The 16,872-nt window shown below is 37.3% G+C and carries 15 protein-coding genes; all 15 read left to right on the plus strand.

Going from position 1 to position 16,872, the window contains the following annotated elements; genetic code table 11:
* The first annotated feature begins 14 nt into the window (after window positions 1-14).
* Complete coding sequence (locus PSR12_RS05680) at window positions 15-281, plus strand: stage V sporulation protein S (protein ID WP_004224903.1); 267 nt, start codon at window positions 15-17, stop codon at window positions 279-281.
* A gap of 263 nt (window positions 282-544) precedes the next feature.
* Window positions 545-2,284 (plus strand): 2-oxoacid:acceptor oxidoreductase subunit alpha, encoded by a 1,740-nt coding sequence (locus tag PSR12_RS05685; RefSeq protein WP_221682722.1) that lies wholly within the window; start codon window positions 545-547, stop codon window positions 2,282-2,284.
* Window positions 2,284-3,150 carry a 2-oxoacid:ferredoxin oxidoreductase subunit beta gene (locus tag PSR12_RS05690; RefSeq protein ID WP_004224896.1) on the plus strand — a complete coding sequence of 289 codons (867 nt, stop codon included), beginning with the start codon at window positions 2,284-2,286 and terminating at the stop codon, window positions 3,148-3,150. Before PSR12_RS05685 ends, PSR12_RS05690 begins: the two co-directional genes overlap by 1 nt.
* Window positions 3,151-3,304: 154 nt before the next feature.
* Complete coding sequence (locus tag PSR12_RS05695; protein WP_221682721.1) at window positions 3,305-4,012, plus strand: lantibiotic protection ABC transporter ATP-binding protein; 708 nt, start codon at window positions 3,305-3,307, stop codon at window positions 4,010-4,012.
* Window position 4,013: 1 nt separating this feature from the next.
* Window positions 4,014-4,742: a lantibiotic immunity ABC transporter MutE/EpiE family permease subunit gene (locus PSR12_RS05700; protein ID WP_274771999.1), complete on the plus strand. Its 729-nt coding sequence runs from the start codon at window positions 4,014-4,016 to the stop codon at window positions 4,740-4,742.
* A 3-nt stretch (window positions 4,743-4,745) separates the two neighbouring features.
* On the plus strand, window positions 4,746-5,498 hold the full coding sequence (locus PSR12_RS05705; protein ID WP_257521326.1) for a lantibiotic immunity ABC transporter MutG family permease subunit: 753 nt from the start codon (window positions 4,746-4,748) through the stop codon (window positions 5,496-5,498).
* A 26-nt stretch (window positions 5,499-5,524) separates the two neighbouring features.
* Entirely contained in the window at window positions 5,525-6,187 is a 663-nt protein-coding gene (locus PSR12_RS05710) for a response regulator transcription factor (RefSeq protein ID WP_221682718.1), read from the plus strand.
* Window positions 6,175-7,557 (plus strand): sensor histidine kinase, encoded by a 1,383-nt coding sequence (locus PSR12_RS05715; protein WP_274772002.1) that lies wholly within the window; start codon window positions 6,175-6,177, stop codon window positions 7,555-7,557. Before PSR12_RS05710 ends, PSR12_RS05715 begins: the two co-directional genes overlap by 13 nt.
* Window positions 7,558-7,745: 188 nt before the next feature.
* Entirely contained in the window at window positions 7,746-8,351 is a 606-nt protein-coding gene (locus tag PSR12_RS05720) for a TetR/AcrR family transcriptional regulator (protein ID WP_274772004.1), read from the plus strand.
* A gap of 287 nt (window positions 8,352-8,638) precedes the next feature.
* Window positions 8,639-8,776 (plus strand): hypothetical protein, encoded by a 138-nt coding sequence (locus PSR12_RS05725; RefSeq protein ID WP_274772006.1) that lies wholly within the window; start codon window positions 8,639-8,641, stop codon window positions 8,774-8,776.
* Window positions 8,777-9,375: 599 nt separating this feature from the next.
* On the plus strand, window positions 9,376-13,098 hold the full coding sequence (locus PSR12_RS05730; protein ID WP_274772008.1) for an InlB B-repeat-containing protein: 3,723 nt from the start codon (window positions 9,376-9,378) through the stop codon (window positions 13,096-13,098).
* A 160-nt stretch (window positions 13,099-13,258) separates the two neighbouring features.
* Window positions 13,259-16,192 carry a cadherin-like beta sandwich domain-containing protein gene (locus PSR12_RS05735; RefSeq protein ID WP_274772010.1) on the plus strand — a complete coding sequence of 978 codons (2,934 nt, stop codon included), beginning with the start codon at window positions 13,259-13,261 and terminating at the stop codon, window positions 16,190-16,192.
* A 75-nt stretch (window positions 16,193-16,267) separates the two neighbouring features.
* Window positions 16,268-16,411, plus strand: coding sequence for a hypothetical protein (locus PSR12_RS05740; RefSeq protein WP_221682770.1), 144 nt, complete (start codon window positions 16,268-16,270; stop codon window positions 16,409-16,411).
* Complete coding sequence (locus PSR12_RS05745; protein WP_274772012.1) at window positions 16,365-16,670, plus strand: InlB B-repeat-containing protein; 306 nt, start codon at window positions 16,365-16,367, stop codon at window positions 16,668-16,670. The genes PSR12_RS05740 and PSR12_RS05745 overlap by 47 nt, the downstream gene beginning before the upstream one ends.
* Window positions 16,579-16,815 carry an S-layer homology domain-containing protein gene (locus PSR12_RS05750; RefSeq protein WP_274772013.1) on the plus strand — a complete coding sequence of 79 codons (237 nt, stop codon included), beginning with the start codon at window positions 16,579-16,581 and terminating at the stop codon, window positions 16,813-16,815. The genes PSR12_RS05745 and PSR12_RS05750 overlap by 92 nt, the downstream gene beginning before the upstream one ends.
* The last annotated feature ends 57 nt before the right edge of the window (window positions 16,816-16,872 follow it).

Consider the following 16,872-nt stretch of genomic DNA (forward strand, 5'->3'; position numbering starts at 1 on the left):
GGGGAGGAATAATTGTGGATTCATTAAAAGTATCATCACGCTCTAATCCAAATTCAGTTGCAGGTGCATTAGTCGCGGTAATCAGAGAAAAAGGGCAAGCAGAAATGCAAGCAGTTGGGGCAGGTGCACTTAACCAAGCCGTGAAAGCAGTGGCCATCGCACGCGGATTTGTAGCGCCAAGTGGCACAGATTTAATTTGCGCGCCGGCGTTTGCCGATATTTTGATTGCTGGAGAAGAACGAACAGCATTAAAGCTGTTAGTGGAAAAACGTATTCGATAAAAAAGTAATGAAGTAAAATGCTCTGTCACATACTATTGTGGCGGAGCATTTTTTCGTTTTCCTGTTTTACATATGATAGATGTCACTTGAAATAGGGGCGTGATTTTGCTTAGATTTGAAAATTACAACTTTATGAACAGGATTTTCAGTCAAAGGTCTGATTTTCGCCTAAATCGTGGAGAAACAATAGTCCAGACGGTTTCTTCGTGTTAAACTTATGAAGGAAAAATAATAGTACACATTGGATTTAAGGAGTTGTTGACATGTTACATCAGCTTTCATGGAAAGTCGGTGGGCAACAGGGTGAAGGGATTGAGAGTACAGGTGAGATTTTCTCAATGGCAATGAATCGTCTAGGTTATTTCCTATACGGTTATCGTCACTTCTCTTCTCGAATTAAAGGTGGCCATACGAATAATAAAATTACAGTTCGTCCAACAGAAGTACGTTCAATTGCGGATGATTTAGATATTTTAGTGGCATTCGATCAAGAAACAATTGATGTCAATTATAAAGAGCTTACAGAAAAGGGTATTATTTTAGCCGATGCAAAATTTGATCCTGTTAAACCAGAGGATTCAAAAGCACCATTATTTGCAGTACCGTTCACAGAAGTAGCAGCAGAGCTTGGTACTTCGTTAATGAAAAACATGGTGGCTATCGGAGCAACTGCGTCATTGCTAAATCTAGAAGATGCAGTATTCCAAAATGTTGTCGATGATATTTTTGGTAAAAAGGGCGAAGAAGTCGTTCAAAAAAATATGGAAGCCATTACACGTGGTCGTCAAATTATGAATGAGCTTTTAGTTGATCGTATAGGCGAATGGGAGCTTGCACCTGCGGATGGAAAACGTCGTATGTTTATGATTGGGAACGACGCAATAGCACTTGGCGCAATAGCTGCTGGGACACGCTTTATGGCAGCATACCCAATTACACCTGCTTCTGAAATCATGGAATACTTGATTAAAAAATTACCGAAATTCGGTGGTACGGTAATCCAAACGGAAGATGAGATTGCAGCAGCAACAATGGCTATTGGCGCTAACTTTGGTGGCGTACGTTCCTTTACCGCTTCAGCTGGTCCTGGTCTTTCATTGATGATGGAAGCAATCGGTCTTTCAGGTATGACAGAGCAACCTTTAGTAGTAGTGGATACACAACGTGGAGGCCCTTCAACTGGGTTACCAACTAAGCAAGAACAATCTGACTTGATGGCTATGCTTTACGGTACCCATGGAGAAATTCCTAAGGTAGTCATTGCACCTTCTACAATGGAGGAAGCTTTCTTTGATACGATCCAAGCATTTAACATTGCAGAGGAATTACAATTACCAGTAATCTTAATGACAGATCTACAATTATCTTTAGGAAAACAATCTGTAGAGCCATTTGATTATAATAAAATTGAAATTCGTCGCGGTAAAATTGTGATGGATGATCTTGAGGAAGCGGCAGATAAAGCCTACTTCAAGCGCTATGAAGATACAGAAGATGGGATTTCACCTCGTGTATTACCGGGTACATTACATGGTATTCACCACGTTACAGGTGTTGAACATGATGAAACAGGGAAGCCATCTGAGGCAACGGGTAATCGCCAAACTCAAATGGATAAACGCTTCCGTAAATTAGAGAGTTTGAAATTTGATAACCCAGTCTTTGTCAATGCACCACATGAGGAAGCCGATATTTTATTAGTAGGCTTTAACTCAACAAGAGGTGCTATTGAAGAAGTGCAAGAGCGACTGAATGCGCAAGGAATGAAAGTGAATCATGCACATATTCGATTAATTCACCCATTCCCATCTGCAGAAATAGCACCTCTTGTTGCACAAGCGAAAAAGGTGATCGTTGTAGAAAATAACTATACAGGTCAATTAGCTAATATTATGAAGATGAATGTTGGTGGTCACGATAAAATCGTGACAATCACTAAATATAACGGTACACCATTCTTGCCAGGTGAATTAGAAAATCGTGTGAAGGAGTTGACTCGCTAATGGCAACATTTAAGGATTTTCGTAATACAGTGAAACCAAACTGGTGCCCAGGCTGTGGAGACTTCTCAGTACAAGCAGCTATCCAACGTGCTGCTGCAAATGTCGGCATTGAACCAAATGAACTTGCTGTCATTTCAGGAATTGGTTGTTCAGGTCGAATTTCAGGATATATCAATTCTTATGGATTCCATGGTATTCATGGCCGTGCACTTCCGATTGCACAGGGATTGAAAATGGCTAATCGTGATTTACATGTTATCGCTTCTGGTGGTGATGGTGATGGATTTGCTATTGGTATGGGGCATACAATTCATGCCATCCGCCGTAATATTGATATAACTTATATTGTAATGGATAACCAAATTTATGGTTTAACAAAAGGTCAAACATCTCCACGTTCAGCTGCTGGATTTATTACAAAATCTACACCAGGTGGAGCGATTGAGCCATCATTGAAACCATTAGAGGTAGCGTTAACAAGTGGTGCAACATTTGTGGCACAGGGCTTCTCTACAGATATTAAAGAATTAACAGCACTAATTGAAGCTGGTATTAACCATAAAGGTTTCTCATTTATCAATGTCTTTTCACCTTGTGTAACGTATAACAAAGTGAACACATATGATTGGTTTAAAGAAAATTTAACAAAATTAGCAGATGTTGAAGGTTATGATCACTCAGATCGTGGTATGGCAATGCGTACAGTGATGGAACACGAGGGCTTAGTAACAGGCATTATTTATCATGATACTGAAACAACGTCGTATCAAGAAAAAGTACCTGGCTACTCTGAGTTACCATTAACAGATATCGATATCAAAATGAGCGAAAATGATTTTAATGATTTAGTAAAAGAATTTATGTAAATTTGATAGGGTCGAAGCATTTGGAATGAAGTCATTCCAAATGCTTTTTTTATGCTTTAGTAATCGATCGCAAGTAAGTAATTGTTATGGAATCCTTATAAAATCCTTATATTTATTTTTTACACTAAGGTCATCGAAAGGATGATGACTAATTATGAAAGATTTGATGTTGAAAACAAACAATCTGAATAAAGCGTTTAAAGGACAAAACATTGTAGATAATTTATCGTTAGAAATTAAACGTAATTCAGTTTATGGCTTACTTGGACCTAACGGAGCGGGAAAATCTACAACCTTAAAGATGATAACGGGCATGCTACGACCTAATGCTGGAGATATCATTTTTAATGGACATCTATGGTCACGAAAAGATTTGCAGGATATCGGGGTCTTAATTGAAACACCACCCTTGTACGATAATTTAACAGCTAAAGAGAATCTAAAAGTTCGAACGATAGCGTTAGGCATACCACAAAGTCGGATTGACGAAGTATTGGAGATTGTAGATTTAACGAATACGGGGAAAAAACGAGCAGGTCAGTTTTCTTTAGGGATGAAGCAACGATTAGGTATAGCAATTGCGCTGTTAAACAAACCGAAACTGTTAATTTTAGATGAGCCGACAAATGGTTTGGATCCAATCGGTATACAAGAGCTTCGTAAGCTCATTCGCTCCTTTCCAGAACAAGGTATCACTGTTATATTGTCTAGTCATATTTTGCCTGAGGTAGAACAAGTCGTGGATGATATTGGCATTATTGCTGGTGGCAAGCTTGGCTATCAGGGACCAGCTCCACAAGGTCATGAATTAGAGTCACTCTTCATGCAGGTTGTCACTGCCAACAGAAAGGCAGGTCATTAGTATGTTAGCCATCATGAAAGCAGAACAATTAAAATGGAAGCGAACTTTTATTCCCAAACTACTTTGGCTTACGCCACTTATAACCTTACTTATAGGCGCTGTACTTATGGGAGGGGAGTATTTTCAAACAGGAGCTTATAACTGGTGGTATACGATGCTTCTGCCAGGTGCACTGACGATTTGCTGTGCCTTAGTGATCGAAAAAGATAAGAAGTTGAAATACCATAGTATACTTGCACTACCACTTGGCCTCAAAAAGGTTTGGTTGGGAAAAATCCTTTCATCAGGTGTATGGCTTTTCATTATCACTAGTATGTTCTTTGGAGGAATTACAGTAGGGGGCTGGCTATTTGGTCATAGCTTACCAATAACAAGCAGCTTATTAAGTTCTCTAGTTATTTTCGTAACGTTTTTGTGGCAAATTCCCTTATGTCTTTTTCTGGCAGCTAAATTAGGAACCTATTTGGCTATTTTGCTCAATGTAGTTGCCAATATCGTAGGGATTGTAGTATTTGCTGATGGAGAGCTATGGTATTCCTATCCTTTTGCAATTGGTGCACGTCTATTATGCTCAACTCTCGGTATATTACCAAATGGTCTACCAGTACCTGAGGGTAGTTCTTTACTCAATAACGATGTTATATTTCCTGGATTATTGATAACGATCACTTGGTTTATCATAATCACTTCACTCACGACAAAGTGGTTTCAAAAAAGGGAGGCCAAATAGCAAATGGACATGTTACGATTATTGAGAGCGGAAAGTCTTAAAACAAGACGAACTCCATTACTACTTACACATCTACTTGTCCCCATTGCTATTTCTGGATTGTTTTTAGCTTACTATTCCTATTCACCATGGGATTTTCACGGAAAAGTAACTGCCTATTTTCAAGGCCTAGCGTGTGGACTACCTATGATTATAGGATTAGTATGTGCAATGGCATCCGATCAGGAGGCGAAGGCAGGTCATTATCAAAGCATGCTAGTCTCAACAAAAATAAAAATAAAGGCATACTTGAGTAAGCTTATATTATTATTGATGTATAGCTTTGGAGCCATCTTTATGTCTGTAGCTATTTTTAGTATGGGCTTTAGAGAATTATTACATGAAGTAGATTTTGACTATTTATTTTATAGTGTTGCTGCCTGTATTTTATTCAGCAGTCATATTATTTTTTATATTTTACATTTATTTGTAAGCTTCCAATTTGGAAAAGGTGCTTCGATTGGTTTAGGCATTGTGGAAGCCCTGCTGGTCGCTTTGTTGCTTACTGGTTTAGGTGATGCTATTTGGCCCTTTTTACCGTATGGATGGAGCGGTCACTTTGTTTCTTTATGGATTTTAACTTCGGCGGGCACAAATTTAATATGGCTCGAAGGAAGTATCCAAACTAGTATAATATGGTGCTTAGGTGGAAGCATACTAGCTTTTGCATTATCTTGCTTATGGTTTTGGAGATGGGAAGGTAGAGCAGCTGAATAGTAGGAATGGATGGTTGAGGATAAATTATGGCAAATATATTAGTAGTTGATGATGAAATTGATATTTTAATGCTGGTTAAAAATGCACTACATAAAGATAATCATTTAGTAAATATTGTGTTTAATTCGACAGAGGTAGAGAAGATGGATCTAGGCTTTTTTGATCTAATCTTACTTGATGTGATGATGCCTGCTATTGATGGCTATACGCTATGTAGGCAAATTCGCCATGCTGTAGATTGTCCGATTCTTTTTCTTACCGCTAAAACCTTAGAGGAAGATATTATGTTTGGTCTTGGCTTAGGTGCAGATGACTATTTAATCAAACCTTTTAGTATTGGGGAACTACGGGCAAGGGTAAATGCTCATATTCGACGTGAAAATAGAGAGAAACGGAATGTTCTTTATCATGGTAAAGTTCATTTTAATCTTTCTGGTAAAGAACTATTTGTTCAAAATGAGAGGATTCCGTTAACCAAAAGTGAGTATGAAATATGTGAATTTTTAGCACGTCATCGCGGGCAAGTTTTTTCTAAAGATCAAATATACGAAACGATTTTTGGGTTTGATGGCAAAAGTGACAGTACAGCGATAACAGAGCATATTAAAAATATTCGTTCAAAGCTGCATGCATTTGATATAGAAGTCATTGATACGGTTTGGGGGATTGGCTATAAGTGGAAACCGTAAAACCGAGGAAAGGAACACGTCTGCATACATTTTTTCTGAGATATTTATTTTTTCTTTGCATTGGCATCATTCTTTTAGTGGCACTATTAATAGGTCTATTTATGTTTGCCTTTTCAGCTAGTATTATTTTACCTGCAAATTATGCAGAGACACAAATCACGTTAGCAAAAGATCGAATTGCTACAAGCAGCTCGGTAACGGATGAGATGATCCCTGATCTTGTAGAATATGCAGTGGTTTCAAATCAGGGAGAGTTTATTTCAGGCAATTTAACAAAAGAAGAGGCTTCCTATGCATGGCAGTTAAAACAAAAGGGAGAGAAGCAAGGAAGTTCTCAATTTTATGCATTTATTGAGCGCGAACAAGAAATATGTATTTTACGCTATAGTTTAGTACCTGAGTATCGCTCTGCCATCATAAGAAATTATTTACCTAATCCGCAATTAACGGTTTTATTAGTTTTTATTATTGGAGTTGTTGTACAAGCAGCGGTACTTGCTGTTCATTTTGGCAGAAGACTAAAACAAAAAATGATGGGCTTACAAGAAGCTATTGAAAAAATACAACATCAAAATTTGGCATTTCATTTACAACCGTCTGGAATCCAAGAAATTGATGATATTGCTCTTTCCTTCGAACAAATGAAGGAAGCATTAAATACTTCTTTGACACAGCAATGGCGGGCAGAAAGATTGCGCAGAGAACAAATATCAGCACTGGCACATGACCTGAAAACACCATTGACGATTATTCGGGGAAATGCCGAACTTTTATTGGACACCGCCCAAGATGAAATGCAAAAAGAATTTAACCATTATATATTAAAAAATACGGTTGAAATTGAAAAATTCACAAAGCAATTAATGGATCTTTCGAATGTGGAGCAAGGTATTGTCACCTCAAAATCAAATGTCGCCATGCATTCTTTTATTCAACAGGTCGAACAACAAATGAAAGCTCTTGCTTTAGAAAAAAATCTTGAAGTTACTGTAGAAATGGTCAGCCTACCTACTTCCATTATGATAGAGGAAGAGCTTTTTTATCGGGCTCTATTAAATGTGATTGTCAATGCGGTTGAGCACACACCAAATAACGGGAAAGTCACTTTATCTATTGAAGGAAAGGTGAATGTTATTCATTTTACTGTGAAAGATAGTGGTACAGGTTTTTCAGCAAAAGATTTAAAAGAGGCTACCAAACAATTTTATCGTGGAGACCCAAGTAGAAATACAACAGATCATCATGGTATGGGTCTTTATATTGCAGAGTCAGTTATTAAAAAGCATGATGGGGTAATAACACTCGCTAATGATTCGATAACTGGTGGAGGAAAAGTGACAGTCACTATTCCTGTTATGAGGATGGAGTAACAGTTTATTTTTTCCAATTTACTTCGGGTAGAAATCAAAGTCATTGCTCTAATGAAGTCCTTCATGTTACCCTAGTAATAAATTTAGTCCTTTTTATTGGAAGTAAGGTTTTACAACTAACTATCCTTATAAAGGGCTTTTTTTATAGAAAAAAGTTTTAAGGGTACTTAAATGGAGGAGTTTTTTTTATGGCAGAAAGAGGTAGACCAAAAGGCGCAAGTGGAGAAGAAAGTCGCGCATTATTACTTGAAATTGCAGCGAAAGAGTTTGCGCAGCATGGATATCATCAAACGAAGGTGAGTACGATAGTAAAAAGTGCATCATTAAGTCAGCCTACTTTTTACCTGTATTTTAAAAATAAAGAGTCCATTTTTGAAGAATTAGAGAATCTTTTTCGTTTACGAATGATGGATTTAGCCAAAAAAAGCCGCTTACAGCCTGCATTAGAGCAAGCAACAGTAAAATCACGTATTATCCATAATGTTAAGGAATTATTAGCGTTTTTTGCTAAAAACCCAAATTTAACAAGAATTGGATTATATTTATCGACAAAGGCTGATGAAATAAAGGCACAAATCGTCAAGCAAATTAAAGAGAATCTGGATTATGAAGTAGATGCTGGCTATTTTCGGAAAGATTTAGATACACATATAGTTGCAGAGAGCTTAATAGGTATTATTGAGCGATTAACATTTGTTCAATTACTGCCAAAGCAAAAAAAGCCAGAAGAGATAGCCACTGATATTGTGAATTTATTAATAGATGGTATGCTGGATAGGGGAAGTCATGACTAATAATCAACCACTTCATAATTTTAAAAAAAGAAAATACTGATTTTTTCTTTTTTTAAAGTTGAATATTACTTTTGAGTAATATAATATTAGAAATAGGTAGTGATTACCATTAGTATTTCAAATGGTTCACTCCATTAAAGAAGAAAAGAGGAGGTGAATGTAATGATGTATCCACCAATGCCATATGTAGGAGATAAAGGTGGCCGTATTACTGTTAAGTAATTATTACTTAAGGGTCTGGCTTATTTAGTCAGACCTTTATCTTTTAAATGGAGAGACTGTTTAATATGCTTGAACAGAGTAAGTTAGAAAATGTAACTTTCTACTACAGAAAAGAAGATATAAAGCAATTGATTGGTCAATTAGCAACTGTAGATGGATTAGTGAAATTTCAGGGGACAAGGGGTGTTTTTGGAAAGATTTAGTTACACATATGGGTTTCAGAGTGTTTTAGTGAATTGATTGAATGATTAGCATTCATTCAATTGTTGCCAAAGTAAAAAGCCAAGAGATAGATAATTGTAACTTTAGTAATAGAAAGGATATTTACTAGAGAAAATAGAGGAAATAACTATATAAAAGAAAATGATTTTTCTTTTATATAGTTGAATATTACTTTTGAGTAATATAAAATTGCTTGTTGTTATTTTATATCAAGATGTAGAAAGAAGGATCTATGAGTACCAAAATAACATCTCTGTTAACGTTCATCCAGATTTTTTAGGATCAAATCAAACCTTCTAAACCACTGTAAAAATCGATGGGGCTTTAAATAGACTTAGTGAATGAGTGACACCATTAAGAAGAAGGGAGATTGTACATGGGATTGATGTTTAATGTTTAATATGTAAAATTAATCCAAAATAGAGTCGCGTTTTGCTTTTATAGCAATTTAAAATTTTTAAATAATATAATTATCGTATGTTATTCGCATATGCATTAGAACATGATTGATGTAAGAGAGTGCTCCTATTCTTTTTCAATCAAATGGTAGAAGTAAAATGTATAGAAAGAGGAGAATGCTATGAGAAAATGGCAGCAGGCAGTATCGGTATTTGTCATCTATTTGTTAATGGCACAGATTGTAGTTGGTAGTTTCCCAGTGTATGCTGAAACGAATGATCATGAACAGCCCATACTAACTGTCACACTCACAACAGATGGAGAGCCTTATATAGATGGTGACATTGCTTCAAGTCCTGTTACTATTCAAGCGACAACAACTACAGTCGATAGTGCTAGTCTACAGGTAGAGACTTCTAACGACAAAGGAAATACATGGACAGTATTCAATACTTTAACGCCACTTGTTTTAACAGATGCAGGGGACTATCATATTTGGTTTAGAATCATTGGGCAATCCTCCATTAGTAAGCATGTAATTCGCATCGCAGAACAAAAGCCATCGTTATTGTCAGCAGGTAACTCTATTATTTATGTGGACGCAACTGCTACTGTTGGGAATAATGATGGTACAAGTTGGGACAATGCATTTCAAGATTTACAATCCGCTTTACATAGCGCACAAAGTGGACAGCAAATCTGGATTGCCCAAGGAACATACACACCAACTAGAAAAATGGATGTAAATGATTCACGCAGCGTAGCATTCCTAATGAGAAATGGTGTGGAAATTTATGGCGGTTTTAAAGGTGATGAAGAGACATTAGCGCAGCGAGATTTTAACACATACAAAACTATACTAAGTGGAGCACTTCCTAGTGGAGAAAATGCCTATCATGTATTTTATCATCGATATGACCCTGATGTAAGTGTATTAAATGAAACAGCCATTCTCGATGGTGTCACCATTACGGGAGGTCTTGCTAATAAGGGGACGCATATGTATGGTGGTGGGATGTACAATAGCGATGGCAATAACCCACTCTTAAGAAATGTCATATTTACCGGAAATGAAGCGTACCTAGGTGGCGCTATCTACAATGCTAGTAGTAGTCCAAGATTAAGTGGTGTCAAATTTGATGGAAATAAAGCGACTGGCTATGGAGGCGCTATCTATAATGGTGGTAGCAGTAGTCCGACTTTAACAAATATAACATTTACTAGCAATGAAGCAGTATACGGAGGTGGTATATATAACGGTAACGTGAGTAATCCCATCTTAACGGAAGTTGAATTTAATAGAAATAAGGCAACTCAGCATGGTGGTGGCATGTACAATTACGCCAGTAATCCAACTTTAACAAACGTAACCTTTAATGAAAATGAAGCTACTTTTTATGGAGGTGCTCTATACAATGATGCTAGCAGTCCCAACTTAATGGAGGTAACATTTAGTGGGAATAAGGCGGAGTATGGAGGAGGGATGTTTAATACTGGTAGCAATAGTAGTCCACTATTGAAAAATGTGCTATTCAATAAAAATCAGGCAAGTCAGTTAGGTGGAGGGATGTTTAATACGAACTATAGTATCCCAAGCTTAACCGATGTGACGTTTGATCAAAACAATGCAATCAATGGGGGCGGCATGCACAATACCAATAGTAGCCCGATGATGACAACTGTTACATTTCGTGAAAATAAGGCAGGTTATGGTGGAGGGGCTATGTCTAATGATGGTGTCAGTAATCCAATTTTAACGAATATGATATTCATTGGAAATGAAGCGTATATTGGGGGCGGTATGTTCAATGATGGCAGTAGCAGCCCCAACTTAAGAAATACGTTATTTACTGGCAACAAGGCAGATTTTGATGGTGCTACTATAAGTACTGACTCTCCAACTAGTAATATCATCTTAACGAATGTGACCATCAGTGGCGATGTTCCGAAATATGGAGTGGGTGCTATTTCTGGAGGTGGCTCAGCTAGTAAAATTCAAAATAGTATTATTATCGGAAATAACAAGAAAATTGCCTTTTATAATTATAAAGGTAAAGTTGAAAATAGTTTGCTCGATGTGGAAGTAGGAAAGAACATAAGAGGGAAACTATTTGATACGACTGGGACGGCTGTTGATACGCCCACTTATCTGCCAACAGATGTGTTTATGGATTCAAGCAAGAAAGATTATCGCTTAAAAGCAGATTCTCCAGCAATAGATCAAGGGAATGCTAGTTATCCTGAATTAGCAGATATAACGACAGACCTTGCTGGGAAAAAACGTGTGCAAGGATCGGCGATTGATTTAGGGGCGTATGAAGTGCCAAATTATTATAACATTATCTACGATGCAAATGGAGCAACGGGAGGCAGTGTGCCACAAGATGATGGGAAATATGAAGAAAATGCCCTTGTGACAGTGAAGGTTAATAGCGATAATCTTGTGAAAACAGGCTATACCTTTAAAGGCTGGAATACACAGGCAGATGGTAAAGGCACAGCATATGCAGTGGATGATACCTTCCCAATGGGTACAGAAAATATTATATTGTATGCGGAGTGGGTAGCTAACCAAACATATACAGTCAAATATGATGCAAATGGCGCAACAAGTGGTATAGTGCCACAGGATAGTCCATTATATGAGGAAAATGAAAAAGTAATGGTACAAGGAAATAGTGGCAATCTAGTAAGAACTGGCTACACATTCAAAGGCTGGAATACACAAGCAGATGGTAAGGGAATATCCTATGCCGAAAATGCAACCTTCCAAATGGGAAAAGCCGATGTCATCTTGTATGCCCAGTGGACAGCGAACCCAACTTATACAGTCATATATAATGCAAATGGTGCAACAAGTGGTACAGTGCCAAAGGATAGTACATTATATGAAGCAAATGAAACAGTAATGGTACAAGGAAATAGTGGCAATCTAGTAAGAACAGGCTATACTTTTGCGGGCTGGAATACAGCACAGGATGGTAAGGGAATAGCCTATATAGCAAATACGCCTTTAATAATAGGTGAGGCAGATATAATTTTGTATGCTCAATGGATAGCGAATTCTTCAACACCTGGTGGAGGTAGTGCCAATGGTCCTTCAATGCCGGATGGAGGTAGTGCTTCTCATCCATCAACGTCTATTCAAATATCCTTCGAGACAAATGGTGGCCTATCTTTAGAGGACATGGAGATTACCTATAATACAAGAGTCAGCGATTTACCTGTACCAACAAAGGAAGGTTTTCGTTTTGACGGTTGGTATATAGATAAAGCGCTAACGATACAATGGGCTGAAGATACGCTTATGAGGGAGAATTTAACGCTCTATGCAAAATGGATAACATTGACAGTGGAAGAACAGAAAGAACCACAGCAAAAGCCTTCCGTGATGACTTTCCAAGATATCGAAAACCATTGGGCACAGGATATGATTGAGGCATTAGCAACGCAGGGCATTATTAAAGGATATGAAGATGGTACTTTCCGACCGAATGAATCAATTAGCCGCCAGCATGTTGCCTCATTATTCACACGTGCTTTTGAATTCGAGGTGATTCGTCCAACAGCAGCCTTTTCGGATGTAGCATCAAATCATATGTACTATGATGCGATTATGACCTTACAGCAGGCAGGCATTATTGATGGAGCGGATGGAGCATTTCGTCCAACAGACAATATCACACGGGCACAATTAGCTAAAATTTTAGCAAATACACTACAGCTGAAATCAGAAGGTAAGAGTTCTTTTAAGGATGTAGATAGCAATCATTGGAGTGTTGGCTATATTGCGGCATTAGAGCGAGCAGAGATTACATTAGGGGATAATGGCAAGTTCCACCCTGAAGCTTCTGTGACAAGAGCCCAATTGGCGGTCTTTTTATACCGTGCAATGCAGCAATAAAAATGATTTTTTAGGCGTGAGGCTATCTAACAACTTCACGCCATTATACTATGATAGAGTAATATTTTTGTTAAATATTACTTTTCGGTAATATAAAGTAGTGAATAGATAGTGAGGATATTTCTGATGAATCACTAAATAAAGAAGAAGGAGGGATTAGATGCAACAACCATTAAAAAAGGGGAAGCTATTGTTAGTCACTAGTGTTGTTATTATTTTATGTAGTTTAGGATTTTTAACAAATGCAGCAAAGGCAGCAGAAATTACAGTTAATGGAGAGGTTATATCCTATATCCAGTACCTAGAAGGAGATTCTGCAGGGATTCTTCATATATATAGTGGAGATTATTTAACAAAAAATTTTACCGATAGAGATAGTTTACCGACAGATGCGAAATGGATAACATTTTTTCCAATTACTTTGCCATTAGATAATGGTATAGAATACATGTTTAGTCGTGATGGAAAATCTGTAGAAAAGCAGTATGTTCACAATTGGACTGATATTCCTTCTGATGTTAAGTGGATAACAGTAAGTAATTTTGATGGTGATATTGGGAGTGGTAAAAACCCAATAACGAATCAAAAATACCGCTATAGTGTAGATGGTGTAAATGTTGTGGAAAGTGCTACCGTTCCTGCTAATGCTTTATGGGCTAATTTAAGCTACTATGAAACCATTTCTAATGGAACACATAAACGTTTAAGGTATGAAAAAGTGAATTACACATTAAAATTAAATCCAACTCCACCAGTGATCAATTTAACAAAGTCCCCTACAGGATGGACAAATGGTGATGTTACAGTTACGGCAAATATTAGTAGTGAAAGTGATTTGAAGATTCAAAAGTGGGATTATGGCATTCAAAATGAATCATATTTTAATACAGCTGGAAACTCATTAGTAGGTTCTTCTGTTAGTGTAGATCAAAATCGAACGATTACGTGGTATGCAAGGGATATTTTATTAAATTCAACTGTTCAAACGATTACTATTGATAATATCGATAAAGATGCACCAATCATTACAAGTGGCAATATGACCATAATTACCAATCAGAAATTAGAAGTTCCAATTACCATTACTGATAGTAAAAGTGGAGTGAAAACGAAGAAATGGGCATTTGGAAATCAGAATGAATCTTATTTTTTGACTGGAGGAAATACGTTCACTGAGAATAAAATTGTTGTGGATAATTTTGGGACATATACATTGTTTGCGGAAGATCATGCAGGAAATAAGTCAATCTCCACCGTGCATTTATATTCAGCGGATTTAGAGGGCTTACATTTAAATGAAGGAACGCTTTCACCACAATTTTCTAAAGAAATACTTTCTTATGATGTCAATGTAATGAACACGGTTTCAACCATTACAGTCATACCAAATGCTATAGATTCAACTGCAACAGTTAAGGTTAATGGGAATCTAGTCAGTAGTGGTGCAACATCAGCTACAATTCCCCTTAATGTTGGAAGTAATACAATATTAATAGAAGTAACAGCTTTAAATAGCACAAAAAAGACATACCAAGTGAAAGTAACGAGGGCGCTATCAAGTAATGCTAATCTAATTAGTCTTACTTTAAGCTCAGGAATACTATCTCCTGAAATTAGCTCAGGAGATAGCAATTATACAGCAAGCGTAGAGAATGCCATTACTAGTTTAACAATAACACCAACAACAGCAGATGCTACAGCTAAAATAAAGGTGAACGGGCATGCCGTTAACAGTGGTACAGCATCAAATTCGATACCACTGAATGTAGGAGTGAATACAGTAACAATAGAAGTAACAGCAGAAGATGATACAACGCAGAGGACCTATACAATAACGATAACGAGATTCCCATCGAGTAATGCTAACCTGAGTGATCTCACTCTAAGCACGGGGTCATACCTTCCTGTATTTAATGGGGGAGATTTCACCTATACAGCAAGCGTAGAGAATGCTATTACTAGTTTAACAGTAACACCAACAGCAGCAGATGCTACAGCTAAAATAAAGGTGAACGGGCATGCCGTGAGCAGTGGCACAGCATCAAATCCGATTCCGCTGAATGTAGGACAGAATACGGTAACAATAGAAGTAACAGCAGAAGATAAAACAACGCAGACCTATACAGTAACGGTAACGAGATTCCCATCGAGTAACGCAAATTTAAAAAGTCTAACGTTGAATTATGGAATTTTGAAGCCATCATTTGATTCTCAAAGAGAAAAATATTCAGTTAATGTTGATGTAAATGTGAATAGTATAGATTTAACACCAATACTCGATGACAATGATGCAACGCTGATGATTAATGGATTACCAAGCAGCAGTGGAAAGAAAATGACAGTGTCACTAAACTTCGGGGCAAATACTATTATACTAGAAATAACAGCACCAGACGGGGTTACGAAAAAGAAATACAAAGTTGAAATATATCGTGAGCAGCTACCAGCACCCGTAGATTCACTACAAATTCCAGGAAACTCAGCGCCTGTAGAGCCAGCAGCACCAGCACCAGCACCAATAGAGCTTCCTCAGCTGGTACCTACTGATCCTAAGCAACCGCAAGAGCCCATTACAGATATTATCTTTTCAGACGTGCCCGTGCATCATTGGGCTTACACAATGATTGGTGATTTTGCTAAACGTGGATATATTACAGGGTATGCGGATGGTACTTTTAAACCAAATGATCCGATTTCTCGTCAGCATGTTGCGTTAATATTTTCCCGTATTTTTAAACTAAATCCAATACAGGAAGCACAAACATTTAAGGATATTCCACTAAATCATCGGTATTATGAAACCATCAAGTTGGTGCAACAAGCTGGTCTGTATCAAGGTATTAACGGATACTTTAAGCCAAATGAAAATATGACACGTGCTCAAATAGCGAAAGTATTAGCTATAGCATTAAACTTATCACCAACGAGCACACATACATTTAAAGATATTCCATCAACACATTGGGCACATGACTATATTATCGCTCTGGCGGCAAATGATATTGCGTTAGGGGATAGCGGTTACTTTAAACCAGAATCTTCAGTAACACGTGCCCAATTTGTAGCATTTTTATACAGAGCCTTACAACAATAATCAAATCTCCATCATGGTTCATATTGGTATAATTTTGTTAATCAACATGTGTGATTCTGGGATAAAGGGGATGTTATGAGAAGAACATGGCAACAAGTGGTTTCGTTATTTGTCATCTTGTTGTTACTTATACAACCTGTGTTTGGTAATGTGACCGTATTTGCAAATATAAGTGAGACACTTCATTTTACAATTACAACAGAATCCATCATCAGGTGACAATACCACATCCCCAAACGATAATAACTACTCTTCATTATCAACTGTAAAAATCATTTTTCATACAAATGGTGGTACAATACTTCCGCCACTAGAGATTGCTTATAATACAAGAATAAGTGATTTACCTTCACCTACCAAAGATGGATTCGCTTTGGAGGCTGGTAATGAGGATGCAGCATGTAAAATTAAGTGGGATGAAGATACAGTTATTCGAGTTTGCCAGTGTACGACCGCAAGCACTGATAAGGTTCGATGATATGGATAGCCATTGGGCAAAAGAGATAGTTGAGGAACTAGCGACACTAGAGATTATCCAAGGTTATGAAGATGGCACTTTCCGTCCGAATGAACTAATTAGTCGAATGCATGTAGCAGTATTATTTGCACGCGCTTCGAGTTGAATCAATTGCTCAGCAAAAGTCTTTTCTGATATAGCACCAAATCATATCTACCATGAA

The organism is Lysinibacillus sp. G01H (genome assembly GCF_028872195.1).
Lineage (GTDB): Bacteria > Bacillota > Bacilli > Bacillales_A > Planococcaceae > Lysinibacillus > Lysinibacillus capsici.